At 44.6% G+C, this 26553-nt stretch carries 25 protein-coding genes; 11 read left to right on the forward strand and 14 right to left on the reverse strand.

Annotated features, from left to right (window positions below):
- Positions 1-67: 67 nt before the first annotated feature.
- Positions 68-598 (reverse strand): hypoxanthine phosphoribosyltransferase, encoded by a 531-nt coding sequence (hpt, locus tag F7Y48_RS07770; protein WP_005379995.1) that lies wholly within the window; start codon positions 596-598, stop codon positions 68-70.
- A gap of 318 nt (positions 599-916) precedes the next feature.
- Between hpt and opaR the strand changes: the two genes are divergently transcribed.
- Positions 917-1531 (forward strand): transcriptional regulator OpaR, encoded by a 615-nt coding sequence (gene opaR, locus F7Y48_RS07775; RefSeq protein ID WP_031780576.1) that lies wholly within the window; start codon positions 917-919, stop codon positions 1529-1531.
- Positions 1532-1676: 145 nt separating this feature from the next.
- On the opposite strand, the gene lpdA is transcribed toward opaR, so the two are convergent.
- The 5 genes from lpdA to ampD all read right to left on the reverse strand — a co-directional run bounded on the left by lpdA (position 1677) and on the right by ampD (position 9720).
- The gene (lpdA, locus tag F7Y48_RS07780) at positions 1677-3104 is read right to left on the reverse strand and encodes a dihydrolipoyl dehydrogenase (RefSeq protein ID WP_005379993.1); all 1428 of its coding nucleotides are present in this window, start codon (positions 3102-3104) and stop codon (positions 1677-1679) included.
- Between the two features lie 267 nt (positions 3105-3371).
- A complete protein-coding gene (gene aceF / locus F7Y48_RS07785; RefSeq protein ID WP_316683010.1) occupies positions 3372-5264 on the reverse strand; it encodes a pyruvate dehydrogenase complex dihydrolipoyllysine-residue acetyltransferase in 1893 nt (630 codons plus the stop codon).
- 19 nt (positions 5265-5283) lie between these two features.
- The gene (aceE, locus tag F7Y48_RS07790) at positions 5284-7947 is read right to left on the reverse strand and encodes a pyruvate dehydrogenase (acetyl-transferring), homodimeric type (protein WP_046875076.1); all 2664 of its coding nucleotides are present in this window, start codon (positions 7945-7947) and stop codon (positions 5284-5286) included.
- Positions 7948-7995: 48 nt separating this feature from the next.
- Positions 7996-8763, reverse strand: coding sequence for a pyruvate dehydrogenase complex transcriptional repressor PdhR (pdhR, locus tag F7Y48_RS07795; RefSeq protein ID WP_005396680.1), 768 nt, complete (start codon positions 8761-8763; stop codon positions 7996-7998).
- 405 nt (positions 8764-9168) lie between these two features.
- Positions 9169-9720, reverse strand: coding sequence for a 1,6-anhydro-N-acetylmuramyl-L-alanine amidase AmpD (gene ampD, locus F7Y48_RS07800; RefSeq protein ID WP_104970938.1), 552 nt, complete (start codon positions 9718-9720; stop codon positions 9169-9171).
- A 92-nt stretch (positions 9721-9812) separates the two neighbouring features.
- On the opposite strand from ampD, the gene nadC reads away from it, so the two are divergent.
- The 8 genes from nadC to yacG all read left to right on the forward strand — a co-directional run bounded on the left by nadC (position 9813) and on the right by yacG (position 17030).
- A complete protein-coding gene (gene nadC, locus F7Y48_RS07805; protein WP_258506933.1) occupies positions 9813-10700 on the forward strand; it encodes a carboxylating nicotinate-nucleotide diphosphorylase in 888 nt (295 codons plus the stop codon).
- Between the two features lie 262 nt (positions 10701-10962).
- Positions 10963-11433, forward strand: coding sequence for a pilin (locus F7Y48_RS07810; protein WP_258506935.1), 471 nt, complete (start codon positions 10963-10965; stop codon positions 11431-11433).
- Complete coding sequence (gene pilB, locus F7Y48_RS07815) at positions 11434-13119, forward strand: type IV-A pilus assembly ATPase PilB (RefSeq protein WP_316683011.1); 1686 nt, start codon at positions 11434-11436, stop codon at positions 13117-13119.
- Positions 13120-13142: 23 nt separating this feature from the next.
- The gene (locus tag F7Y48_RS07820) at positions 13143-14366 is read left to right on the forward strand and encodes a type II secretion system F family protein (protein WP_258506936.1); all 1224 of its coding nucleotides are present in this window, start codon (positions 13143-13145) and stop codon (positions 14364-14366) included.
- 60 nt (positions 14367-14426) lie between these two features.
- Complete coding sequence (locus tag F7Y48_RS07825; protein WP_054574814.1) at positions 14427-15296, forward strand: prepilin peptidase; 870 nt, start codon at positions 14427-14429, stop codon at positions 15294-15296.
- On the forward strand, positions 15297-15911 hold the full coding sequence (coaE, locus tag F7Y48_RS07830) for a dephospho-CoA kinase (protein ID WP_258506937.1): 615 nt from the start codon (positions 15297-15299) through the stop codon (positions 15909-15911).
- Between the two features lie 27 nt (positions 15912-15938).
- The gene (gene zapD, locus F7Y48_RS07835) at positions 15939-16679 is read left to right on the forward strand and encodes a cell division protein ZapD (protein WP_012841416.1); all 741 of its coding nucleotides are present in this window, start codon (positions 15939-15941) and stop codon (positions 16677-16679) included.
- A 156-nt stretch (positions 16680-16835) separates the two neighbouring features.
- A complete protein-coding gene (yacG, locus tag F7Y48_RS07840; protein ID WP_005396692.1) occupies positions 16836-17030 on the forward strand; it encodes a DNA gyrase inhibitor YacG in 195 nt (64 codons plus the stop codon).
- A 483-nt stretch (positions 17031-17513) separates the two neighbouring features.
- Here the strand turns inward: yacG and rplS are convergent, their stop codons facing one another.
- The 5 genes from rplS to ffh form a co-directional block, all read right to left on the reverse strand.
- On the reverse strand, positions 17514-17867 hold the full coding sequence (gene rplS, locus F7Y48_RS07845) for a 50S ribosomal protein L19 (protein WP_005379971.1): 354 nt from the start codon (positions 17865-17867) through the stop codon (positions 17514-17516).
- Positions 17868-17908: 41 nt separating this feature from the next.
- Positions 17909-18652, reverse strand: coding sequence for a tRNA (guanosine(37)-N1)-methyltransferase TrmD (trmD, locus tag F7Y48_RS07850; protein WP_085342646.1), 744 nt, complete (start codon positions 18650-18652; stop codon positions 17909-17911).
- 27 nt (positions 18653-18679) lie between these two features.
- A complete protein-coding gene (gene rimM / locus F7Y48_RS07855) occupies positions 18680-19228 on the reverse strand; it encodes a ribosome maturation factor RimM (RefSeq protein ID WP_005379964.1) in 549 nt (182 codons plus the stop codon).
- 30 nt (positions 19229-19258) lie between these two features.
- Positions 19259-19507 (reverse strand): 30S ribosomal protein S16, encoded by a 249-nt coding sequence (gene rpsP, locus F7Y48_RS07860; protein WP_005379962.1) that lies wholly within the window; start codon positions 19505-19507, stop codon positions 19259-19261.
- A 209-nt stretch (positions 19508-19716) separates the two neighbouring features.
- Entirely contained in the window at positions 19717-21099 is a 1383-nt protein-coding gene (gene ffh, locus F7Y48_RS07865; protein WP_005385423.1) for a signal recognition particle protein, read from the reverse strand.
- A gap of 224 nt (positions 21100-21323) precedes the next feature.
- On the opposite strand from ffh, the gene F7Y48_RS07870 reads away from it, so the two are divergent.
- Entirely contained in the window at positions 21324-22118 is a 795-nt protein-coding gene (locus F7Y48_RS07870) for an inner membrane protein YpjD (protein ID WP_047008980.1), read from the forward strand.
- Positions 22119-22242: 124 nt separating this feature from the next.
- Positions 22243-23511, forward strand: a complete 1269-nt coding sequence (locus F7Y48_RS07875; protein WP_005396696.1) for an HlyC/CorC family transporter — start codon at positions 22243-22245, stop codon at positions 23509-23511.
- 119 nt (positions 23512-23630) lie between these two features.
- Here F7Y48_RS07875 and luxS read toward each other — a convergent pair whose 3' ends face one another.
- From luxS to gshA, 3 genes are all read right to left on the reverse strand, one after another.
- Complete coding sequence (gene luxS / locus F7Y48_RS07880; RefSeq protein WP_005396698.1) at positions 23631-24149, reverse strand: S-ribosylhomocysteine lyase; 519 nt, start codon at positions 24147-24149, stop codon at positions 23631-23633.
- Between the two features lie 84 nt (positions 24150-24233).
- Positions 24234-24839 carry a hypothetical protein gene (locus tag F7Y48_RS07885; RefSeq protein WP_170891673.1) on the reverse strand — a complete coding sequence of 202 codons (606 nt, stop codon included), beginning with the start codon at positions 24837-24839 and terminating at the stop codon, positions 24234-24236.
- 24 nt (positions 24840-24863) lie between these two features.
- Complete coding sequence (gshA, locus tag F7Y48_RS07890) at positions 24864-26432, reverse strand: glutamate--cysteine ligase (RefSeq protein ID WP_104970943.1); 1569 nt, start codon at positions 26430-26432, stop codon at positions 24864-24866.
- Positions 26433-26553: the final 121 nt, after the last annotated feature.

A 26553-nucleotide genomic window follows, 5' to 3' on the forward strand; every position in this document is an offset into this window, starting at 1 on the left:
AGAGTTGAACAAAAAACGCCCATCTGAGATGGGCGTTTTTTTATATTTTTAATGCTGCTCTCAATGATTATTCTTGAGGTACAACTTTACCGATGTATGGTAAGTGGCGGTATTTCTGCGCGTAATCAATACCCACACCAACGACAAACTCATCTGGGATTTCGAAACCAATCCAATCCACAGGAACATTCACTTCACGACGAGATGGTTTATCTAAGAGCGTACAAATCGCGATAGACTTCGGCTCACGCAGCGATAAGATCTCACGGATTTTATTTAGTGTGTTACCTGTATCAATGATGTCTTCAACAAGCAAAATGTCTTTGCCTTTGATGTCATCATCCAAATCTTTCAAGATACGAACGTCACGTGAACTTTCCATTGTGTTGCCGTAGCTTGACGCTGTCATAAAATCAACTTGGTGAGTCAGTTCGATAGCACGTGCCAAGTCTGCCATAAATACAAATGAGCCACGCAATAAGCCTACCAACACAAGATCTTCACTACCTTGATAACGCTCTGTAATTTGTTTGCCTAATTCACGAACTCGTTCCTGAACTTCTTGCTCAGAAATCATGACTTCTATTGTATGTTTCATACTGTGCTCAATCTAATTTGTGGGTTGAGGTAAGTCGCACGCAAACGATCACCTAATCTTACGGCGTGTAGTGTATCACCACGTTCACTGGGTTGAAAGTCACATCCTGTTGCCAAAAAATCTTGGAAGAAGGTCTTAGTTTTATAAAGTTCATAGCTAATTTTATCAATAATAATGACATTACTGTATATAAATTGTTCTACAGATGTTGACCTTGTTGATATGCACCATTACACTCATCACTGCTTTAAGCAACTATTAAAATAATCAATTAGGGGGTTACCCCCAATATCAACTCAAATGGCAAGGAAAATGGATATGGACTCAATTGCAAAGAGACCTAGAACTAGGCTTTCCCCGATTAAGCGTAAGCAACAGTTAATGGAAATCGCATTGGAAGTGTTTGCGCGCCGCGGCATCGGTCGTGGTGGTCACGCAGATATCGCAGAAATTGCTCAAGTTTCTGTGGCGACCGTTTTTAACTACTTCCCGACTCGTGAAGACTTAGTGGATGAAGTACTCAACCACGTCGTACGTCAGTTCTCGAACTTCCTATCGGATAACATTGACTTAGACTTACACGCACGTGAAAACATCGCCAATATTACTAATGCAATGATCGAGCTTGTCAGTCAAGACTGTCACTGGCTAAAAGTTTGGTTCGAGTGGAGTGCTTCAACACGTGACGAAGTATGGCCATTGTTTGTTTCAACTAACCGTACTAACCAGTTGCTAGTACAAAACATGTTCATTAAAGCGATTGAACGTGGCGAAGTGTGTGACCAGCACGATTCAGAACACTTGGCAAACTTGTTCCACGGTATTTGTTACTCACTGTTTGTCCAAGCGAACCGTGCAAAAAGTGAAGCGGAACTTAAGCACCTTGTTAGTTCATACTTAGACATGCTTTGCATTTACAACCGTGAACACTAAAGCTTAACTCGCAATATATGTCAGCCCACCGTTTGGTGGGCTTTTTATTGTCTGCTGTCAGCCGAGCACAAGTTTATATTCCTACCTAACAAACATAAAAAAACCGCTGCAATGCAGCGGTTTCTATCATTAAGTCAGAAAAAGCTTACTTCTTCTTAACTGCTTTTTTGTTTGGCAGGTCAGTGATTGAACCTTCAAATACTTCAGCAGCTAGACCTACAGACTCGTGTAGAGTTGGGTGAGCGTGGATAGTCAGAGCGATATCTTCTGCATCACAGCCCATCTCAATTGCAAGGCCGATTTCACCAAGTAGTTCACCACCGTTAGTACCAACGATAGCACCACCGATTACGCGATGAGTTTCTTTGTCGAAGATTAGCTTAGTCATACCATCCGCACAGTCAGATGCGATTGCACGACCTGATGCTGCCCAAGGGAATGTTGCCACTTCGTACTTGATGCCTTCTTCTTTCGCTTCTTTCTCAGTCTTACCAACCCAAGCCACTTCTGGCTCAGTGTACGCGATTGAAGGGATAACTTTAGGGTCGAAGTAGTGCTTCTTACCAGAGATAACTTCAGCTGCTACGTGACCTTCATGCACACCTTTGTGAGCAAGCATTGGTTGACCAACGATATCACCGATCGCGAAGATGTGAGGAACGTTAGTACGCATTTGCTTATCAACGTTGATGAAGCCACGCTCGTCAATTTCTAGACCCGCTTTTTCACCGTCGATTAGCTTACCATTTGGTACACGACCGATAGCAACTAGAACCGCATCGTAACGCTCAGCTTCAGCTGGCGCTTTCTTGCCTTCCATTGAAACGTAGATACCGTCTTCTTTTGCTTCAACTGCTGTTACTTTCGTTTCTAGCATTAGCTTGAACTTGTCTTTGATACGCTTAGTAAATACTTTCACGATATCTTTGTCTGCTGCAGGAATTACCTGGTCAAACATTTCAACAACTTCAACTTTAGAACCTAGAGAGTGGTAAACCGTACCCATTTCTAGACCGATGATACCACCACCCATGATAAGCAGTTTTTCTGGCACTTCTTTTAGTTCAAGAGCGTCAGTAGAGTCCCAAATACGTGGGTCTTCATGCGGGATAAATGGCAGTTTGATTGGACGAGAACCAGCCGCAACGATTGCGTTGTCAAAGTTAACAACTGTTGGCTCACCTTCGCCTTCTACAAGGATAGAGTTAGGGCCAGTGAACTTACCGTAACCGTTAACTACTGTTACGTTACGCATCTTAGCCATACCGCTTAGGCCGCCAGTTAGTTGGTTAACAACTTTTTCTTTCCAGATGCGGATTTTGCTGATGTCTGTTTGAGGCTCACCGAACACAACGCCGTGGTCAGCCATCGCTTTCGCTTCTTCAATTACTTTAGAAACGTGAAGCAGTGCTTTAGATGGGATACAACCCACGTTCAGACATACACCGCCAAGCGTACTGTAACGTTCAACTAGTACAGTTTCAAGACCTAAATCCGCACAACGGAATGCAGCGGAGTAACCAGCAGGACCAGAACCAAGTACAACAACTTGGGCTTTAATTTCTTTGCTCATTTTGACCTCTTGTAGTCATTATCCCTAACAGGCTGAGTGGGTATCGATTTTTTATGTTTAAGAGAGATTTGTTTTAAACAGTTATTTTCAGACCGCTAACAGTTTACAGAGATGTTAATGGTGTGAAAAGTAAATCAATTTAGCCTGTGAGCTAGACAACAATTCGATTGTGAAAACCCTGAACGAAGCAAGGCTGATAACCAAATTGTCGGTAATTATGATTAGCAGAGGCGGCTAAATTGCCGCCTCTCATTCATCTAATTTCTATTACAGAACTAGACGACGAATGTCAGATAGACATGAGTTTAGGTAAGTGATGAAGCGCGCACCTTCAGCACCATCGATCACACGGTGGTCGTATGATAGAGATAGTGGAAGTTGTAGACGCGGTTCAAACTCTTTACCGTTCCATACCGGTTTCATTTCTGACTTAGACACACCTAGGATACCAACTTCTGGCGCGTTTACGATTGGAGTAAACGCCGTACCGCCGATACCGCCTAGGCTAGAGATAGTGAAACAGCCACCTTGCATGTCAGCAGCAGTTAGCTTGCCTGCACGTGCTTTCTTAGAAACCGCCATTAGCTCTTCAGATAGCTCGTAGATGCCTTTCTTGTTCACGTCTTTAAATACAGGAACAACTAGACCATTTGGTGTATCTACCGCGATACCAACATTCACGTATTTCTTCAGAATTAGGCTCTCACCGTCTTCTGATAGAGAAGAGTTGAACGCAGGGAACGCTTCAAGCGCTTTAGCTACCGCTTTCATGATGAACACAAGTGGTGTGATCTTCATGCCAGTGTCTTTCTTCGCTTCAATCGCGTTTTGCTCTTTACGGAATGCTTCAAGAGCCGTGATGTCTGCGTTATCCCACTGTGTAACGTGCGGGATCATTACCCAGTTACGGTGTAGGTTTGCACCAGAGATCTTCTTAATGCGAGATAGCGGTTGAACTTCTGTCTCACCAAACTTGCTGAAGTCCACTTTTGGCCATGGTAGTAGACCAAGAGCCGCGCCGTCACCTTTGCCAGATGCTGCTGCACCTGCGCCAGACTCAAGACGCTTAAGCGCATCTTTCACGTAAGCTTGAACGTCTTCTTTTAGGATACGGCTCTTACGACCAGAACCTTTAACCTTAGAAAGGTTAACGCCAAATTCACGCGCTAGACGACGAACAACTGGAGACGCGTGAGCATACTCATCGTTTTCTTTGAAGTCGCCAGTCGCTGCTGGAGCTGCTGCCGCTGGAGCTTCTGCTTTAGGAGCCGGAGCCGCAGGTGCTGCTGCTTGAGCTGGAGCCGCTGCAGGAGCTGGAGCTGCGCCCGCCACTTCGAATACCATGATTAGTGAGCCAGTAGACACTTTGTCGCCAGCTGCAATCTTGATTTCTTTAACTGTGCCAGCGAATGGTGCAGGAACTTCCATAGAAGCTTTGTCACCTTCAACAGTGATTAGAGATTGCTCTTCTTCCACTGTGTCGCCAACCGCAACCATGATCTCAGTAACTTCAACTTCGTCGCCGCCGATATCTGGAACGTTCACTTCTTTTGCCGCAGACGCTGCTGGAGCTGCTGCCGCAGGAGTTTCAGCTGCCGCTGGTGCTGCTGGAACGCCTGAACCTGCTGTTTCGAATACCATGATAAGTGAGCCAGTCGATACTTTATCGCCAGCTGCAACTTTGATCTCTTTTAGCGTACCTGCGAATGGCGCTGGAACTTCCATAGAAGCTTTGTCGCCTTCAACAGTTAGAAGAGATTGCTCTTCTTCGATGCTGTCGCCAACGGCAACCATGATTTCAGTAACTTCAACTTCATCACCACCGATGTCTGGTACGTGAACTTCTTTTAGTTCTGCCGCTGCTGCTGGAGCTGGAGCTGCTGCTGGAGCTGCTTCTGCCGCAGGAGCAGGTGCAGCAGCAGCTGCACCCTCGGCTTCGAAAATCATGATTAGAGAACCAGTAGAAACCTTGTCGCCTTCTGCAACTTTGATTTCTTTAACGATACCCGCTTGAGAAGCAGGAACTTCCATAGAAGCTTTATCGCCTTCAACTGTGATCAGAGACTGCTCTTCTTCAACCTTGTCGCCAACGCTTACAAGAATCTCAGTAACTTCAACCTCATCCGCACCGATGTCTGGTACATTAATTTCGATTGCCATTTCTTATCTACCTTCTTAATTAAGCGTATAGCGGGTTTGTTTTCTCTGTGTCGATGTCGAATTTCTTAATTGCTTCTGCAACTACAGATTTCTCAACTTCGCCACGTTTCGCTAGTTCAGTTAGCGCTGCTACTACTACGTAACCTGCGTTCACTTCGAAGTGACGACGTAGGTTTTCACGGCTGTCTGAACGACCGAAGCCATCAGTACCAAGAACTTTGAAAGACTCAGCAGGAATGTATGCACGAACCTGCTCTGCGTAGTTCTTCATGTAGTCAGTTGCTGCGATAGCAGGTTCAGTACCCATTACTGTTTGGATGTAAGGTACTTTCGCTTCCGCTTCTGGGTGAAGCATGTTGAAACGCTCTGCATCTTGGCCATCGCGAGTTAGTTCGTTGAATGACGTTACAGAGTAAACATCAGAAGCAACACCGTAATCTTCGCTTAGGATTTGAGCTGCTTTACGTACTTCATTCATGATAGTACCAGAGCTCATCAGCTGAACTTTCGCTTTGTTGCCAGTGTAAGTTTCTAGCTTGTAGATACCTTTACGAATGCCTTCTTCAGCGCCTTCTGGCATTGCTGGCATTGCGTAGTTTTCGTTCATTAGCGTTAGGTAGTAGAACACGTTTTCTTGTTCTGGACCGTACATGCGACGGATACCGTCTTGCATGATTACTGCTACTTCGTACGCGAATGTTGGGTCGTAAGAAATACAGTTAGGAACCGTACCCGCTAAAATGTGCGAGTGACCGTCTTCGTGCTGTAGACCTTCACCGTTCAACGTTGTACGACCCGCAGTTGCACCTAGTAGGAAACCACGTGCTTGTTGGTCACCAGCCATCCACGCCATGTCGCCAACACGTTGGAAGCCGAACATTGAGTAGTAGATGTAGAACGGGATCATTGGTAGGTCGTTTGTCGAGTATGAAGTCGCAGCAGCAACCCATGAAGACATAGCACCTAGCTCGTTGATACCTTCTTGTAGAACCTGACCTGAAGTCGCTTCTTTGTAGTAAGAAACAACGCCACGGTCTTCTGGTGTGTAAGTTTGGCCGTGCGGGTTGTAGATACCGATTTGACGGAACAGACCTTCCATACCGAATGTACGTGCTTCGTCAGCAATGATAGGAACGATGTTCTTACCAATGTTCTTGTTCTTAAGTAGAACGTTTAGTGCACGTACGAATGCCATAGTAGAAGAGATATCACGCTTCTGTTCTTCTAGTAGTGGCTTGAATTCTTCTAGCTCAGGAACGATGAATTCTTGAGTGAATTTTGGTAGACGCTGTGGTGTGTAGCCGTGTAGCGCTTTACGACGAGCGTGTAGGTATTCGTACTCTTTTGAACCTTCTTCAAGTTTCAGGTACGGAAGTTCTTTCACAGCTTCGTCAGTTAGGATGTCTTGAAGACCTAGACGATCACGTAGGTGTAGTACGTGAGTCATGTCCATCTTCTTAACTTGGTGCGCGATGTTCTTACCTTCAGCCGCTTCACCCATGCCGTAACCTTTAACAGTCTTAGCTAGGATTACTGTTGGACGACCTTTAGTTTCTGCCGCGTTTTTGTATGCCGCGTATAGCTTAGAAGACTCGTGACCACCACGCTTAAGTGCGAAGATTTCGTCATCAGTCATGTCAGCAACAAGTGCAGCTGTCTCTGGGTACTTACCAAAGAAGTGCTCACGTACGTACGCGCCATCTTTTGATTTGAATGTTTGGTAGTCGCCATCGATCGTTTCGTTCATAAGCTGTAGAAGCTTACCAGAAGTATCTTTAGCTAGTAGTGAATCCCAGTTGTTACCCCAGATTACCTTCACTACGTTCCAACCAGCACCTTTGAACAGACCTTCAAGTTCTTGAATGATCTTACCGTTACCCATTACAGGGCCATCTAGACGCTGTAGGTTACAGTTGATTAGGAAACATAGGTTATCTAGCTTCTCACGCGCAGCGAAAGAGATAGCACCACGTGATTCTGGCTCATCCATCTCACCGTCACCTAGGAACGCGTAAACGCGCTGCTCTGAAGTGTCTTTTAGACCACGGCCTTCTAGGTACTTAAGGAAACGAGCTTGGTAGATAGAAGCGATTGGACCTAGGCCCATCGATACTGTCGGGAATTGCCAGAATTCAGGCATCAGTTTAGGGTGCGGGTATGAAGGAATACCTTTGCCGTCTACTTCTTGACGGAAGTTGTCTAGCTGCTCTTCAGTTAGACGACCTTCAACGAATGCACGTGAGTAGATACCTGGTGAAATGTGACCTTGGTAGTAAACTAGGTCGCCACCGTCCTTCTCGTTTGGCGCACGGAAGAAGTGGTTGAAACATGTCTCGTAGAACGCAGCAGAAGACTGGAAAGACGCCATGTGGCCGCCTAGCTCTAGGTCTTTCTTAGATGCACGTAGAACGATCATGATAGCGTTCCAACGAATAATTGAGCGAATACGACGCTCAAGTGTTGTGTCACCTGGGTATGCTGGTTCTTGGTCTGCAGGAATCGTGTTGATGTAGTTAGTTGTGATACCTGTTGGCATATCAACACCGTCTAGACGTGCTTTATCTAGAACTTGCTCTAATAGGAATTGAGCACGCTCTAGACCTTCTTCACGTACAACTGACTCAAGCGCTTGTAGCCATTCTTGAGTTTCCAGTGCATCTACGTCATGCTTCATATCAGACATGGCGATCTATCCTTCTGTTGGTTGGATCTACTTATTTAAGTAACGCTCTTACGAGTCATTACCCTGCTGAATTCGACGTAGAGAACGCTCTCGTCGAGACTCTTCTCGAGTCAAATCCAACAATGTTTCTTCGATGTAAGCCAAGTGCGAGTGGGACATTTCTCGCGCCTTTTCAGGCTGACCAGAAACAATCGCATCCACGATATTGGCTCGGTGTTTACTGACTTTCTCGACCGCTTCTGGGCGGCGACGTAGTAATTTAAAATTTTGTAGAATATTTTGCTCAAGCAAAGGTGCTAAGCTTCGAACAATGTGCAACAAAACCACGTTGTGCGCGGCTTCTGTCAAAGCGATCAAAAATTGCATCACTTCCGCAGATTCAGCTTCGATATCGTTGTTTGCTTGCTCTTGGCTAATGCGCTCAAGGCAACCTTGAATACGCGCAAAATCTTCTTCGGTACCACGTAAAGCTGCAAAGTAAGCTGAAATTCCTTCCATTGCATGACGAGACTCAAGCACATCAAGCTGGGTTTCAGAATGACTAGACAACAAATTCAACAAGGGATCTGAAAAGCTCTTCCAGATATTCTCACTTACGAATGTTCCGCCACCTTGGCGACGAGTTAACAAACGCTTCGCTTCTAAGCGTTGAATGGCTTCTCGGACTGAAGGACGAGACACATCGAACTGTCTTGCCAGTTCACGCTCTGGAGGCAGTTGTTGCCCCGGAGACAATGTTCCTTCCACTATCAACCTTTCTAACTCTTGTTCTATAACATCAGAGAGTTTTGGCTGACGAATCCTTTGATAAGCCATAATTTATTGTTCTTCTACTCTTGCAGATAATTGGTAATACCAATTTTAAGTTGGTGCAGAAATTAACATAATTAAAACGCCACTGTCCAGCCGAAAATTGACCTAAATCATAGAACGAGCTTACTTCCAACACTCTGATAACAATCGACTGTTAAAACAGCAATAGAATTGGTATGACCAATTACATAAAGCATACAAATGGGAAGTCGACGTGCTAGCAATTTTGGAAAAGAAATACAGAAAATGACAAAATTATCAGTCTATTTCTTCACCAAAACGGCGTATACGAGCGTAAAAATGTAGTTAACTTTTAACAATCATTAATATTTCTGGTATCAAAAAAAGGCATACCTGATCGTATGCCTTATTTATTTCGCTTTTTTGAATTTACACTTTCGCTACAAATCAACGCTGTATAAGCTGTCTATATTTCACCCAATCAAAGCTTAGACCAGGATCGCTTTTTCTCAAGGGCGCAATATATTGATGACCGGTAATTCGTGGCAGGGTGATGTGGGGATAAGACTGCATAATTACCTCAGTGATCTCTGCAAGTGATTGATATTGCGCTTCTGTGTAGGCAGTAAATTCTGTCCCTTCAAGCTCGATACCAATGGAATAGTCATTACAACGCTCCCTGCCCGCGAAACTGGATTGACCGGCATGCCATGCTCTATCGAGAAAAGAAACAAATTGAACGACCTCGCCGTTTCTCTTAATCAAGCAATGTGCAGAAACGCCCATTTTGTGAATAACTTCAAAAAATGGATGTGCGTTTGGGTCTAGCTTGCCAGTGAAGAAGTCCTCTATATATGGTCCACCAAACTGCCCAGGAGGCAAACTGATGTTGTGTACTACCAGCAGAGAGATGTCGTTTATATCAGAGCGGACATCAAAAAATGGTGACGGAACATGCTTTGCCTGTGTCAGCCAGCCATTCTCGATAATTGGGCGCATATCAACCTCTCTACTTTGCAAATTAACTGCTGAAATTATTGACACCGGAGAGTATCATTCGTTGCCATCTCCCTTTCAAGACAAGATTTGCGATGAAGAACACACACAACATTCAAGAACGCCTAGAATACCTTAAACAACAACTCCCTTTAGAGATCACTCGCTCTGTCGCTGATACCTTAAAAGAAGATCTAGGTGGCAATGTCGACGCAGATAACGACATTACTGCATCTTTGATCCCTGCCGAGGCGGTTAATACCGCAACGATTATTACTCGTGAGCATGGTGTGTTCTGTGGTCAAGCATGGGCTGATGAAGTTTTTAAACAGCTCGGTGGTAAGGTCAGCATTGAATGGCACGTAAAGGACGGCGATAAAGTCGAACCCAACCAAACCCTTTGCACGCTGACAGGCCCAGCTCGTGACTTGTTGACTGGTGAACGTAACGCAATGAACTTCATCCAAACGCTGTCTGGCTGCGCAACAGTTACCGCAGAGTACGCTGAAAAAATCGCGCATACTGAGTGTCGTCTACTAGACACACGCAAAACCATTCCTGGTCTGCGTAGCGCACTAAAATACGCCGTGACGTGCGGTGGTGGCTTTAACCATCGCATCGGTGTGTTCGATGCTTACCTCATTAAAGAAAACCACATTATTGCTTGTGGTGGCATCACTCAAGCCATCCAAAAAGCGAAAGAGCTTAACCCGGGCAAGCCAATAGAAGTAGAAACGGAAAGCTTAGAAGAGTTGAAACAAGCGATAGATGCTGGTGCCGACATCATCATGCTAGATAACTTCACAAAAGAAATGATGCGTGAAGCCGTAGCGATTAACGCAGGTCGTGCCGCTTTAGAGAACTCAGGCAACATTACGCTAGAGACCATCGCAGAATACGCAGAAACCGGTGTCGATTACATTTCGGTAGGCGCGTTGACTAAGCATCTAAAAGCGATGGATCTTTCGATGCGCTTCAAATAATAAAAGCAACACAATCTAAATTACTTCAACTAACTCAGTGAGTTGTGAGTGATTCATCATTAAAAAGGGCCAATAGGCCCTTTCTTTTTATCCATTAAAAAAATAGTACTACTCGCAAAACTCTGCATGCAATATGCAACTTTCTACCAAAGAGTTTTATCTCACTCGAGAGCCCATCTCTTCCCCATTTTCAACCCACCTTAACTCTCCATAATCTTTCGCTAATGCAAGAGCATTATTAATTTTTAGGAAAGGGTTAAAAATGAAAAACAGTAAACAGAAAAAACAACAGGGTTTTACTCTGATTGAATTAATGATTGTGGTGGCAGTAATTGGTGTCTTGGCGGCGATTGCAATGCCACAATACCAGAAGTACGTTGCTAAAAGTGAAGTAGCCTCAGCATTGGCAACGCTAACCGGAGCAAAAACGAACGTTGAGGCATACACTGTTGAAAACGGACTTTTCCCAGATGGCTCTAGTCAGGATCAAACAACTGCTGATCTAGGTATTCCAACAATGCCTCTTGGAAGCGTTGCGTTTACTCCTAGCGGCACAGGCGATGGTGGAACAATGGCATTTACATTTTTCACGACAGCAAGCGCTGGCGTAAGTAGCCTTGTTTCAGGTAAAGGTTTTACCCTTACACGAGCTGATACTTCAGGGCAGTGGACGTGTGCAACAGCCACAACTAGCGGCGTTGAGTCAGAACTCCTTCCAAAGTCTTGCAAGTAAATGCATACAAAACTCTCAACAGTTCTTCGTCAAGCAGGAATACTGACATATTCCCAAGAAGAACTGTTACTTGAGCAAGCTAAAGCTTCTGGTATATCAATGCCGGAGGCTTTGCTCAATTCTGGCTTTTTCCAATCTCATGAATTAACGGAGCACCTAAGCTCTGTTTTTGGGCTTTCTTGCACTTCTCTCAATCAATACGAATACGCTTCGTTATGCCAAACGCTAGGTTTGCGAGATTTGATCACTCGGCACAACGCTCTGCCGCTTAATCGCACCTCTTCAACTTTGATTCTTGCTGTTGCCGACCCCACCAACCAACAAGCAGAAGATGATTTTCGCTTTGCCACTGGTTTACAGGTTGAATTGGTCTTGGCGGATTTTCGTCAACTCAGCGCGGCAATCCGACGATTATATGGTCGTTCATTGAGTCACGAGAAGTCTGGATTAAAAGAGATCAACCAAGAAGAATTAGCCAACCTGGTTGATGTGGGCGCAGATGAAATCGACAACATTGAAGACTTGAGCCAAGATGAGTCTCCTGTTAGCCGTTACATCAACCAAATTCTGTTGGACGCTGTGCGCAAAGGCGCATCCGATATCCACTTTGAGCCTTATGAAAAGATGTACCGCGTTCGTCTACGCTGTGATGGCATCTTAATTGAAACACAGCAGCCACCAAGCCACTTAAGTCGCCGCTTATCCGCTCGTATCAAAATCCTCTCTAAGCTTGATATTGCAGAGCGACGTTTACCGCAAGACGGACGTATTAAGCTCAAGTTGAATCAAGACACCGCAATTGATATGCGTGTATCCACGCTACCTACTCTATTCGGAGAGAAAATTGTATTACGACTGCTCGACAGCAGCTCTGCGTCACTGGATATCGACAAGCTTGGTTATAGCGAACAACAAAAACAATTGTACTTGGATGCGCTGCGTCGCCCACAAGGCATGATTCTGATGACAGGCCCAACTGGGAGCGGGAAAACCGTTTCTCTGTACGCTGGGCTGAGTATTCTCAATAAACCAGAAATCAACATTTCCACGGCAGAAGACCCAGTAGAAATTAACTTATCGGGCATTAACCAAGTTCAAGTTCAGCCTAAGATTGGTTTTGGTTTTGCCGAAGCCCTGCGCTCTTTCTTACGTCAAGACCCCGATGTAGTAATGGTCGGTGAGATTCGTGACTTAGATACCGCAGAAATAGCCATAAAAGCATCGCAAACCGGTCACTTAGTACTTTCAACCTTACATACCAATTCTGCGGCTGAAACGGTGATTCGTTTATCAAACATGGGTGTAGAAAGCTTTAACTTGGCCTCCTCTCTTAGTTTGATTATTGCCCAGCGCTTGGCCCGTAAACTGTGCTCGCACTGCAAACAATCACAAGAACTTACCGTTCAGCTACAACATCTCGGAATTCAAGAAAGCGACAACATTTTTAAAGCCAATCCCGATGGATGCAATGAGTGTACCCATGGTTATTCCGGCCGAACGGGGGTTTATGAAGTGATGCGCTTTGATGAATTTCTTTCCGAAGCGCTTATTAAAGGCGCCTCGGTACATGAACTAGAAAAACTCGCCATCGCAAATGGTATGAGCACGTTACAAATGTCGGGCATAGAAAAACTCAAACAAGGGATCACAAGTTTTAGTGAACTACAGCGCGTACTTTATTTTTAATCCTTTAATCAGCAATCACCTCTATGAAAAGCACTACACCACAACTTAAAAACTTCCGCTGGAAAGGCATCAACAGTTCAGGCAAAAAGACGTCTGGACAAACTCTCGCGATGACAGAAATTGAAGTACGCGAGCGTCTAGACGCACAACACATCAAGATCAAGAAGTTAAAGAAAAGCAGTATCTCGTTTCTCACTAAACTCAGCCATCGCGTGAAAGGCAGAGACATCACGGTGTTTACCCGTCAGATTTCGACGATGTTGATAACCGGTGTGCCCTTAGTTCAGGCTTTAAAATTGGTCTCAGAAAACCATAAAAAAGCAGAGATGAAATCCATTTTGATGAGCGTGACACGCGCCGTTGAGGCAGGTACACCCATGTCAAAAGCCATGCGCACTGCAAGTGAACACTTTGACCCACTCTATACCGACCTTATCGCAACAGGTGAGCAATCCGGTAACTTAGCGGAAGTGTTCGAGCGCTTAGCCACCTACCGAGAAAAAAATGAGCAGCTTCGTGCGAAAGTGATCAAAGCACTGATTTACCCAGCCATGGTAGTGCTAGTAGCGTTAGGCGTGTCGTTTATCATGCTCACCAAAGTCATTCCCGAGTTCGAAAAAATGTTTGTTGGTTTTGGTGCTGACTTACCTTGGTTTACCAGGCAAGTGTTAGATCTTTCCGCCTGGACACAAAACTGGAGCCCCTTTATAGCACTAGGCTCTATCAGTCTATTCATCTCAGCAAGAATCCTCTCTAAGCGTTCAGATTCTTTTCGCTTAATGCTCAATCGCTCTGTGCTTAAATTTCCTGTCCTCGGGCCCGTATTATCAAAAGCCGCTATCGCCAAATTTAGTCGAACACTCGCCACGAGCTTTACAGCGGGCATTCCAATTCTAACCAGTTTAAAAACCACATCAAAAACCTCAGGAAACTTACACTATCAACTCGCCATAGAAGAAGTTTACCGTGATACCGCGGCAGGTATGCCAGTGTATGTTGCCATGCGTAATTGTAATGTGTTCCCTGAATTGGTGTTACAAATGGTTATGATCGGTGAAGAGTCTGGTCGACTTGACGATATGCTCAATAAAGTTGCAACGATCTACGAGTTTGAAGTCGACAACACCGTCGACAACCTTAGTAAAATCCTAGAGCCGCTAATTATCGTTTTTTTAGGCATCGTTGTTGGCGGATTAGTGACAGCAATGTACTTGCCAATCTTTAACTTAATGAGTGTATTGGGCTAGAATGAGCTGTTAACTCCTTTAAAACACTTGCTGATTTCACTCATCGCTCAAGAGACAAATATGGAAGTATTCCAGTACTACCCTTGGCTATTCGTTGTGTTTGCCACCATCTTCGGTCTGATCGTGGGTAGCTTCCTCAATGTGGTTATTTATCGACTACCTAAAATCATGGAACTAGAATGGCGACGCGAATGTGCCGAGTCATTTCCTGAATACAAAATAGAACCTCCTAAAGAAGTGCTGACCTTGAGCGTCCCACGCTCCTCCTGTCAGAAGTGCGCAACGCCGATACGTATTCGAGACAACATCCCTGTGATTAGCTGGCTGCTTTTAAAAGGCAAATGCCACAACTGTCAGACAGCCATTAGCGCACGCTATCCACTGATTGAACTGCTCACTGCGTTCTGCTCAGGCTTTGTCGCTTACCACTTTGGTTTTAGTTACTTTACCGTTGCCCTACTCTTTTTCACTTTTATCTTAATCGCCGCAACATTTATCGATCTCGATACTATGTTGTTACCTGACCAATTAACATTACCATTAACTTGGGCTGGCATTGCCTTAGCATTAGTCGAAATAAGTCCTGTTACTCTACAAGATTCTGTCATTGGGGCTATTGCTGGTTACCTATGTCTCTGGTCCGTTTACTGGGGCTTTAAGCTACTTACTGGTAAAGAAGGAATGGGATATGGTGATTTTAAATTACTAGCAGCACTAGGGGCTTGGCTGGGCTGGCAGTCACTGCCGATGATCATTCTACTTTCTTCTGTGGTTGGCATCATATTTGGCATCATTCAACTACGCTTGCAAAAACAGGGAATTGAAAAAGCTTTTCCTTTCGGTCCTTACTTAGCAATTGCTGGTTGGATAAGCTTAATTTGGGGCGACCAGATTTTAAACTGGTACTTTACTTCAGTTCTAGGAGTGTAAATGGCTTTGGTTATTGGTTTAACAGGTGGTATCGCTAGCGGTAAAACAACCGTCGCGAATCTGTTCAAACAACAATTTAAAATCGATATCGTCGATGCCGACATTGTAGCAAGAGAAGTTGTCGAGCCAGGTACTCCCGGACTAAACGCGATTATTGAACATTTTGGTCACGATATCGTTCGTGAAGACCAAACTTTAGATCGCGCAAAGCTGAGAGAGAAAATCTTTTCAAACTCAGATGAAAAAGCATGGCTCAACGCACTGTTGCACCCGATAATTCGTGAAAAGATGATCGAAGATTTGCAGCAAGTCACCTCAGAGTATGCGTTACTTGTGGTGCCGTTGCTCGTAGAAAACAAGCTAGACAGTTTGTGTGATCGAGTTCTTGTCGTCGATGTAGAACCGAATACACAGATATCTCGCACGATGAGACGAGACAATGTGAGTGAAGAACAAGCTCGCGCTATCCTTGCCTCTCAAGCATCAAGAGAGCAAAGACTCACGCTTGCAGACGATGTGGTTAAGAATAATCCAAGTGACCCAGATCTTTTGCTTCAAATCACAGATTTGCACGAAAAGTACCTAGCCATGTGTAAGAAAAATCTGCGAAAATAGGAACGAAACTCACAAAGGCTTATGTCGATGACCACGCACAAATTTGAACATCCGTTAAATGAGAAAACTCGTATTTATCTAAGAGTGGAGTCTCTGCTGCGTCAGGCTCACTTGGCCTCTGGGTTTAGCGAAAATCACCAGTACCAACTGTTTTTCCGTGCGTTATTCGATATGGTTGAAATCTTCGAACAGATCCAGCTGAAAAGTGAACTGGCCAAAGATTTAGAGAAACAACGACTGTCGTACCGCCATTGGCTAAATGTTGATGGCGTCGATCAAGACGCATTAAATACCCTACTACAAGAGATAGATGTCGTTCATAGCCAACTGATGGGTGCAGAGCGTTTTGGTCAAGCACTAAAAGAAGATCGCTTCTTAAGCTCTATCCGCCAACGCTTTAATCTGCCGGGTGGTTCATGTTGTTTTGATTTGCCAGCGTTACATTACTGGCTTCACCTACCCATTGAACGTAAAAAGCATGATGCACAGCAGTGGCAAGTAAGCTTAAAGCCCTTATCTGATGCGCTTTCGTTATGGTTGAAACTCACCAGAGAGACCGGACATTTCAAAGCTCAAATCGGTCGTGCGGGTTTCTTCCAAAGTGACGCTGATGAAGCCAATATTCTAAGGCTCCACATCCCAATGGAATATGGCGTTTATCCTATGATTTCTGGCCATAAAAACCGCTTTGCGATCAAGTTTATGTCGTTTGAAAACGGTCAAGCGTGCACACAAGATATTGAGTTTGAACTTGCTGTGTGCAGCTAAGACGACACTAAGCCTCCCCCACAATCTAAAATTCAACGCTTTATTACGCTTATATTGGATAAAATTTCGTAGCAGCAATAGCGCGTTGAATAAGCCATCTTGAATTCATTTAGGTATACTACCCTTTAACACCAATTAGTAATGGGACGCTCAACTATGTCTAAAATTACCATCGTTCAATGCCCACAATGTGGCGCCGATGTAGAATGGGGAGAACAAAGTCCTCATCGCCCTTTCTGCAGTAAACAATGCCAAATGATTGATTTTGGTGAATGGGCAGATGAAGAAAACACCATCCCAGGCGCCCCTGATATGTCCGACAGTGATGGCTGGTCTGAAGACCAGTATTAATTGAAGCTCTAGGGTAAAGGAATATCCTAGGCTCCTTCTTGGGGAATCTGAATCACGCTCCTTCGTCGCTGTCCAGAATGACGAATTTTAACCACGGTACTCTATAATCTTTGACCATCATTTCCTGTCATTCCGAGGAGCCATAGCGGCATCAGGAATCTACTCATAGCAAGGATGAAGCTAACAACTTAAACAATTGCATGCTCGACTAGTAGATTCTGAATCACGCTCCTTCGTCGCTGTCCAGAATGACGAATTTTAACCACGGTACTCTATAATCTTTGACCATCATTTCCTGTCATTCCGAGGGGCCATAGCGGCATCAGGAATCTACTCACAGCAGAGCTGAGGCGCGGAGTGTACGTCAGTGCATGAGCATCGACAGTGCAGGTCGGGTGAAAAGAAACGAGCAAGCTAATTACACAAATAAAAAAACGGAGCCCTAAAAGGACTCCGTTTAAGATGAGAACGCTAGTTATAGCATTACTTCTTAGCAAGTTTCTCTTTGATACGAGCAGACTTACCAGAACGCTCACGTAGGTAGTACAACTTGGCACGACGTACTGCACCACGGCGTTTAACTTCGATGCTATCAACGATTGGAGAGTGTGTTTGGAACGTACGCTCAACACCTTCACCGTTAGAGATTTTACGTACAGTGAAAGCAGAGTGTAGACCACGGTTACGGATTGCGATTACAACGCCTTCGAAAGCCTGTAGACGCTCACGGTCACCTTCTTTTACCTTAACTTGAACTACAACAGTGTCACCTGGTGCAAATTTAGGTAGGTCTGATTTCATTTGCTCTTCTTCAAGAGCTTTGATGATGTTACTCATTTTTTAAATTCCTAGAATAAACTGATACTAAATAAATTAGGTTACTTTGCGTTATGTTCACTAATGAACTCAGCAAGTAATTGTTCCTGTTCGTCAGTCAGAGCTAGGTTTTCCAGGAGCTCTGGTCTTCTAAGCCAAGTTCGGCCCAGCGACTGTTTTAGTCGCCATTGACGAATGTCCTTGTGATTGCCTGACATCAGTACCGCTGGTACCTCTTTGTCATCCAACACTTCTGGACGCGTATAGTGAGGGCAATCTAACAAGCCATTTGCAAAAGAGTCTTCTTCTGCTGACGCGAAATCCCCTAGTACACCCGGAACAAACCGAGAGACAGAATCGATTAACGTCATGGCTGGTATCTCACCACCCGTCATCACAAAATCACCAATCGACCATTCTTCGTCGACTTCAGATTGAATGATGCGCTCATCTATCCCTTCGTAACGACCACAAATCAGAAGCAAGTTCTCATTTGTTGCCAGTTCTTCTACTCCTTTCTGGTCGAGCTTGCGACCTTGAGGAGAAAGGTAGATGACTTTCGTCTTGCCCGGTGAGGCTGCTTTCGCGGTATGAATGGCATCGCGCAAAGGCTGAACCATCATTAACATACCAGGGCCACCACCGTAAGGTCGGTCATCGACTGTGCGATGTTTGTCGTGAGTGAAATCTCTAGGATTCCAAGTCTCAATCGACAAAAGACCTTTTTTAACCGCTTGACCTGTTACTCCAAAATCAGTAACAGAACGGAACATTTCTGGAAAAAGGCTAATAACGCCAACCCACATGTTTATCTCGCTCTGTAATTTTGGAGATTAGAATCCAGGATCCCAGTCAACTTCGATCCGTTGAGCTTCGCGATCAACATTAATGATCACTTGCTCTTCAAGGAACGGGATTAATCGTTCCTTCTGCCCGAAAGCATCTTTAAGATTTGCTTTAACAACCAGAACATCGTTTGAGCCAGTTTCTAGCATGTCAGTAACGACACCTAGATCGTAACCTTTAGTAGTTACAACTTGCATCCCAAACAATTCGCGCCAGTAGAACTCATCTTCTGACAATTCAGGCAGTACCGCAGGGTCAATAGCAATTTCAAAGTTCGTCATTAGATGCGCGTCTTCACGAACATCCATGCCTTCCAGCTTAGCCACCATACCTTTGTTATGGCGCTTCCAGCTTTCTACTTTGTACTCAACCCACTTACCCTTTTGGTTAATGTACCAAGGGCTGTAATCGAAAATGCTTTCAGCATTGTCTGTGTAGGAAAAAACCTTAAGCCAACCTCGAATGCCGTAAGTAGCACCAAACTTGCCTACAACAATCTTTTCGTTGCTCATTGTTTCTTTACCTTTCATCGACATAAACTAGTTTCTACTTTTCAAGTAAAAAAATTAAGCCGCTTTTTGAGCGTCTTTAACTAGCTTAGCAACGCGGTCAGATACAGACGCGCCTTGACCAACCCAGTGGTTAACGCGGTCTAGGTCTAGACGTAGACCTTCTTCTTGACCTTTAGCAGTTGGGTTAAAGAAACCAACTTTCTCGATGAAACGGCCAGTTGCAGCGTTGCGGCTGTCCGCTACTACGATTTGATAAAATGGACGCTTTTTAGCGCCGTGACGTGCCAAACGAATGGTTACCATGTCGTCCTCTTTGCTTTCTCAAAAATAAAATTAACCCCAAAAACCATTCAAGAAATTAAATAGTTTGGGGTCTCGTGCCAAAATAAAGCTCCGGAATTTTACTCTTCTCCCGGAGCAATGCAAGGAGTTTAGTTACTTTTTCACCAACATAAATTGAATTTAAAGTTTGTGACGTACCTAACACCCTGAATCTATGCGTGATCGATTAATTAACGACCAAATGGGTTGAAGCCACCGCCTCCACCCATGCCGCCCATCATGCCTTGCATGTTGCGCATCATGCCTTTCATGCCACCTTTTTGCATCTTTTTCATCATCTTCTGCATTTGGGTGAACTGTTTTAGTAAGCGGTTTACGTCTTGAACCTGCACACCAGAACCAGCCGCAATACGCTTCTTGCGCGAGCCTTTGATAATCTCTGGGCGTTGACGTTCTTTCATTGTCATGGAGCTGATGATCGCTTCCATCTGTTTGAACATCTTGTCATCGACTTTGTCTTTCACATTGTCTGGTAGCTGAGACATGCCTGGAAGCTTATCCATCATGCCCATCATGCCGCCCATGTTTTGCATCTGGCCTAGCTGTTCACGGAAATCTTCAAGGTCGAAACCTTTCTTCTCTTTGAACTTCTTCGCCAGCTTTTCTGCTTTTTCTTGGTCAACGTTGCGTTGTAGGTCTTCAATTAAAGACAGAACGTCACCCATACCAAGAATACGTGAAGCAACACGATCTGGATGGAACGGTTCTAGCGCGTCAGTTTTTTCACCGACACCCAAGAATTTGATTGGTTTGCCCGTTACATGGCGTACTGACAGTGCCGCACCACCACGAGCATCACCATCAACCTTAGTTAGAACCACACCAGTAAGAGGTAGCGCATCGCCAAAGGCTTTTGCTGTATTTGCTGCGTCTTGACCCGTCATAGCGTCAACAACAAATAGCGTTTCTACTGGGTTGATAGCTGCGTGAAGATCTTTGATCTCCCCCATCATCTCTTCATCAATCGCCAAGCGACCTGCGGTATCGACAATCAATACGTCGTAGAATTTTTTCTTCGCATGGTCAATCGCTGCATTGGCGATATCAATAGGCTTCTGGTCTGGAGATGATGGGAAGAAGTCAACACCGATGTCTGATGCCAGCGTTTCAAGCTGCTTGATTGCCGCAGGGCGGTAAACGTCGGCAGACACAACCAAGACTTTCTTCTTGTCACGTTCTTTTAAAAGCTTAGATAGCTTACCTACCGATGTGGTTTTACCCGCACCTTGTAGACCCGCCATAAGAAGCACAGCAGGTGGTTGAGCGGCAAGGTTTAGCGCCTCATTCGACTCACCCATTACGGCTTCAAGTTCTGTTTGAACGATCTTGATAAATTCCTGACCTGGAGTCAGAGATTTAGAAACTTCTACACCTACCGCTTTTTCTTTAACGCGGTTAACAAATTCACGAACAACCGGAAGCGCAACGTCAGCTTCAAGTAAGGCCATTCGTACTTCACGTAGGGTCTCTTTAATGTTGTCTTCGGTCAGACGACCTTTGCCACTGATATTTTTCAGCGTTTTGGATAATCGATCCGTTAAATTCTCAAACATCTTTGTCTCTTCGCTAAAATGGCGATTAATTAGTGTGAGTATACATTAGCCAAGGTCTGAGTCATACCCGTACCGCTGCTCTATTCTTGTCTCTATTTCTATATGGTGCGGTAACTTATTAATTTCAATATCTCATCTCTCACGATTGATGTCGGATATAACGTAGCCCCAAAGTGTAATGCAAGGTATAATTTCCTCATTGTGCACAATAATATTTAGGATTCATGGATAGCTTAATAGCCATCGCGGCCGCCATACTTTATGTTTTGGCGATTGCGACCATCATACCCGGACTCTCACAGCAGTCAGGAATCAAAGCAAAAACAGTGTTTGCTAGTGCTGCCTGTGCGCTTGTTTTTCATGCGTGGATTTTGAGTGATCTGATTTTTGATGGTGCAGGTCAAAACCTTAGTATTCTCAACGTAGCCTCTTTGATCAGTTTTATTATTTCTCTGGTCATGAGCCTTGCTATGTTGAAAAATCGGTTGTGGTTTTTATTGCCTGTCGTTTATAGCTTTGCTGCCATCAATTTATCTGCTGCCACATTTTTGCCAAGCACGTTTATCAAGCACCTAGAGAATGACCCTAAGCTACTCATTCACATTTCTTTTGCGCTGTTCTCATACGCAACTTTAACTATCGGTGCACTCTACGCACTTCAACTGGCTTGGTTGGATCACAAACTGAAAACAAAAAAATCTTTGGCGATTAACCCAAACCTGCCGCCTTTATTAATGGTAGAGCGTCAGCTATTCAAAATCATTTTGATCGGTAACTTATTGTTAACTGGCACGCTCATTACTGGCTTTGTCTTTGTGCAGGATATGTTTGCTCAAGGTAAAGCGCATAAAGGCATTCTTTCTTTCATCGCTTGGATTGTGTACTCAATACTGCTTTGGGGTCATTATCAAAAAGGTTGGCGTGGTAGAAAAGTTACTTGGTTCGCTGTCGCAGGGGCAACGCTGTTAACTCTGGCGTATTTTGGCAGTCGCTTTGTGAAAGAAATCATCTTGAATTAAGGAGCTCTAGGGCTCCTATCCTTTATATTTTAGGCTAGATAAAATACAGTACGCCTTAACCCTTTGACTTAACGGACTTACTCAACCGTTATATAACCCAATACTTACAAGGAACAGCAACGTTTTGGACGACATCTCTACGGGTATCTTGTTTGCGCTACTCGCGTGTCTTATCGTCATATCAGGTTACTTTTCCGGCTCAGAAACAGGGATGATGTCTCTGAACCGTTATCGCTTAAAGCACTTAGCCAAAAATGGGCATAAAGGCGCTAAGCGAGTCGAAAGGCTATTAGACCGTCCAGATCGTTTGATTGGTCTTATTCTTATCGGCAACAACCTCGTTAATATTCTCGCGTCCGCCATCGCGACCATTATTGGTATGCGTTTGTATGGTGATTTAGGTGTCGCTATCGCAACCGGTGCACTGACTATGGTTGTATTGGTTTTTGCTGAAGTTACCCCAAAAACAATTGCAGCGCTGTACCCTGAACGCGTGTCTTACGCGAGCAGTATCCTACTGACCATATTGATGAAGTTACTATCGCCTTTGGTGATGCTCGTTAACTTTATTACGAATGGCTTTATTCGTTTACTTGGCGTAAAAGCAGATCACTCAGTAGAAGACCATCTTAGTTCCGATGAGCTGCGTACCGTAGTAAACGAAGCTGGCGGATTGATCCCTCGGCGACACCAAGACATGTTGGTATCTATTTTGGATCTTGAGCACGTCACTGTGAACGACATCATGGTGCCACGCAATGAGATTACCGGTATCGATATTAATGATGACTGGAAATCCATCGTTCGTCAGCTTACCCACTCACCACATGGACGCATTGTTTTTTATCGTGACCAAATTGATGAAGTGGTTGGCATGCTGCGCCTGCGTGAAGCTTACCGCCTGATGCTGGAAAAAAACGAGTTCAATAAAGAGACGCTATTACGTGCCGCGGATGAAGTCTATTACATCCCGGAAGGTACGCCACTGAACGTGCAAATGTTAAAGTTTCAACGCAATAAACAGCGCATTGGTCTAATTGTTGATGAATATGGCGACATTATTGGCTTGGTGACATTGGAAGATATTCTGGAAGAGATCATTGGCGAATTCACGACCTCGATTTCTCCAAGCCTTTCTGATGAAATCAGTCCTCAAGGTGACGGAAGCTTCCTCATTGAAGGCAGCACCAATATCCGAGATATCAACAAAGGCCTGAAATGGGATTTACCAACGGATGGCCCAAGAACGTTAAACGGTCTTATTTTGGAGCACCTGGAAGATATTCCAGAGAGCCATTTAAGCGTGAGAGTGGCTGGTCATCCAATGGAGCTTGTTGAGATTGAAGAAAACCGCATCAAGCTCGTTCGTGTTTATCCTAAAAAGAAAAAATAGCCCCTATCTACAAATCACGATGAGAAAAACTCACGATAAGAAATAAAAAGAAAAGAGCCTGATCATGTCAGGCTCTTTTTAGTTCTGGATAAATATGCTTCTTGATAAGTTTTTAGCAACTAGTCGATGCGCAGCTCTTTTAGCATCGATTCAGGCAAAGCAAGTTCATCATTTTTGTTCACCGATACACCAGCATCCAAAATGCTCTTCGCGATCTGTTGTGCTTCTTCTAAAGAGTGCATCGCTGCCGTGCCACATTGGTATTCGTTGAGTTCAGGGATCTTGTTCTGGCTTTCTACCTTTAGTACGTCTTCCATGGCCGCAATCCAAGCATCCGCTACTTGCTGCTCTGATGGAGTGCCAATCAGGCTCATGTAAAAGCCGGTGCGGCAACCCATAGGCGAAATATCGATGATCTCAACAGAATCGCTGTTTAGGTGATTGCGCATAAAGCCTGCATAAAGGTGCTCTAGTGTATGAATACCTTTTTCAGAAAGGATGTCTTTGTTTGGCGCGGTAAAGCGTAAATCGAAGACAGTAATCGTGTCCCCTTTTGGGGTCTGCATGGTCTTCGCCACTCGCACTGCTGGTGCATTCATGCGAGTGTGGTCCACGGTAAAACTATCGAGTAAAGGCATTACATCTCTCCTGATTGTAACTCCAATACCTCTCGGTACTGGATAAATGTCATTCATCCCTTCAGCACATAAACAGGCTGTGGGTTAAAAGAACCAGCTGCTGTTGTCTTCTAATTCCTGACGACATTGCTTCAGCTGCCAGCCATAAGTTTTTGCAGTTTGTTCAACACGTCGAGCGACTTTGAGCAAACTGGGCTTTCGCTTATAAGTACCTCGCTTGTACCCACCTCGACCTTCATGATAAGCCAGATATTGACTGTATGGGTCCCATAACGAAATCCCTAGTTGGCGCCTCGTTTCGTGAGTATACCAACCGACAAACATCATTGAATCATCAAAGTTGGTACGAGAACCGCCCTGACCCGTCGCATCTTGGAAATCTTCCCAAGCAGGATCTTGAGCTTGAGCGTAACCATACGCACTGCTGACTCGTCCCCAAGGGATAAATCCCAATAAATAGTCTTTGGGTGGTTTCGCATCGTGCCGAAAGCTGCTTTCTTGTTTAATAATAGCCATAGCGACATGAATGGGAGTTCCCCACTTTTCTTCCATATCTTTGGCATCATCATACCAGCCGGATTTCTCTCGAAATATCTCACATAAATTATTCTGCTGCTTTGGCGGTGCCGTGGCACAACCTGCAAGTAACATGCTTCCGAGTACCGATACTACTAACGGTTTAATGTTCAATCCCACCCAACCTTTACCTATTCACTACTGCTTCAGATAAGCAAAGTAATCTTCCAAAAAATCATCAAAAGATAGCGTGTCACTTTGTTCCGCTTGCTTTTGCTTTTCTACTGACGACGCCACTTCCGTTTCCATCGTATCTTGCGAGTAGTACTGATAACCGTGAGCTAGATTTTCCTCGCGGTACTTCATGCCAAGCGCACAGCCGACTTTACCTAACCCACCAAGCTCTTTCGTCAGCTCTAATAGTTGACCTGAAATCGTTAGTTCTGGGTTATCAATCCATGTCTCGAGTTTATTACACACATCTTGGTATGCACTGCCACCAGCAGCCATATCCATTTGCTGTGCTATCTGACGCAGCTCGACAAACACGCGATGCGCCCAATCTTGCAGAGATAGACGTTCACCTTGGCAACCAATTTGCAGCATTAGCCCTTTTTCACGACCAGAAACAATGACTTTGTTCCAGTTGTCGCGCCAACACTCTAATTCACAGTTGTCCATTGGATCCGAGTCTGACAAGGCCGCCCAAGTCAGGAAGAGATCAAGGAATCGTACTTGCTCTTCATCCAACCCCACTGCGCTGAATGGGTTAACGTCTAGAGAGCGAACTTCAATGTACTCAACCCCACCGCGTCGTAACGCATCTGAAGGCTTCTCACCACTTTTCGACACGCGTTTCGGACGAATTGGAGCGTATAGCTCGTTCTCAATTTGTAAAATATTGGAATTAAGCTGGCGGTATTCACCGTCCACTTTGACGCCTATTTTCGCAAACTCTTCTGATGGGTGACGAATCGCATCGCTCAAACCATCCAGATACTGATCAATGCTGTTAAAGCCAATTTTCAGCACACTTTGCGCACTATTGGTGTAGCCCAGATCGCTCAAACGCAAAGACGTCGATTTCGGCAAATACAAAGTGCCGCCAATTTTTTCGAATGGCAGATCGGTTTCACGACCTTGAATAAAAGAGCCGCATAACGCTGGCGATGCACCGAAGAAATACGGAATCATCCAACCAAAACGGTAATAGTTACGGATCAGCGCAAAGTAGGCATCAGACTTAGCATCTTGGCGGGCTTGTTCATCTTGCTCGCCGTATAGCGCATCCCAAAATATCTCAGGGAACGAGAAGTTAAAATGCACACCTGAGATGATTTGCATCAGGCTGCCATAACGGCGTTTTAGGCCTTCTCGGTACAGGGTTTTCATTTTTGCTGCATTCGAAGAGCCGTACTGAGCAAGCTGAATATCCTCTTCCGAGCCAACATAACATGGCATAGAAAGAGGCCACATCTTTTCTTCACCCATTTTTGTCTGCGTGAAGTGATGGATATCTTTCAGTTGTGCCATCAGTTCTGGAATTTCATGTGACACAGGAGTAATGAACTCTAACAATGATTCAGAAAAATCAGTCGTGATCCATTGGTTTGTGAACGCTGAGCCTAACCCCTCTGGATGAGGTGTTGTTGCTAGATGTCCATCCTGACGATAGCGCAAAGTTTCTCGCTCAACACCGCGTCCAAACTGCTTAAATACTTCGGGGTTTGATGCAACTTTTTTTAGTCGCGCAGCAAAATCAGTCAAAATGAGGTTCGCTTATATTGGGAGCAGGACACTTATCACAAAGGACAAGCGTAAGCTAAGTTATTGATATTTAATGCATCTAGATAAATAACCCACGAAAAGTCGCTTATCTAGATGAATA

It is taken from the genome of Vibrio sp. 2-1-2a (assembly GCF_032648565.1).
GTDB classification, from domain to species: Bacteria; Pseudomonadota; Gammaproteobacteria; order Enterobacterales; family Vibrionaceae; genus Vibrio; species Vibrio diabolicus.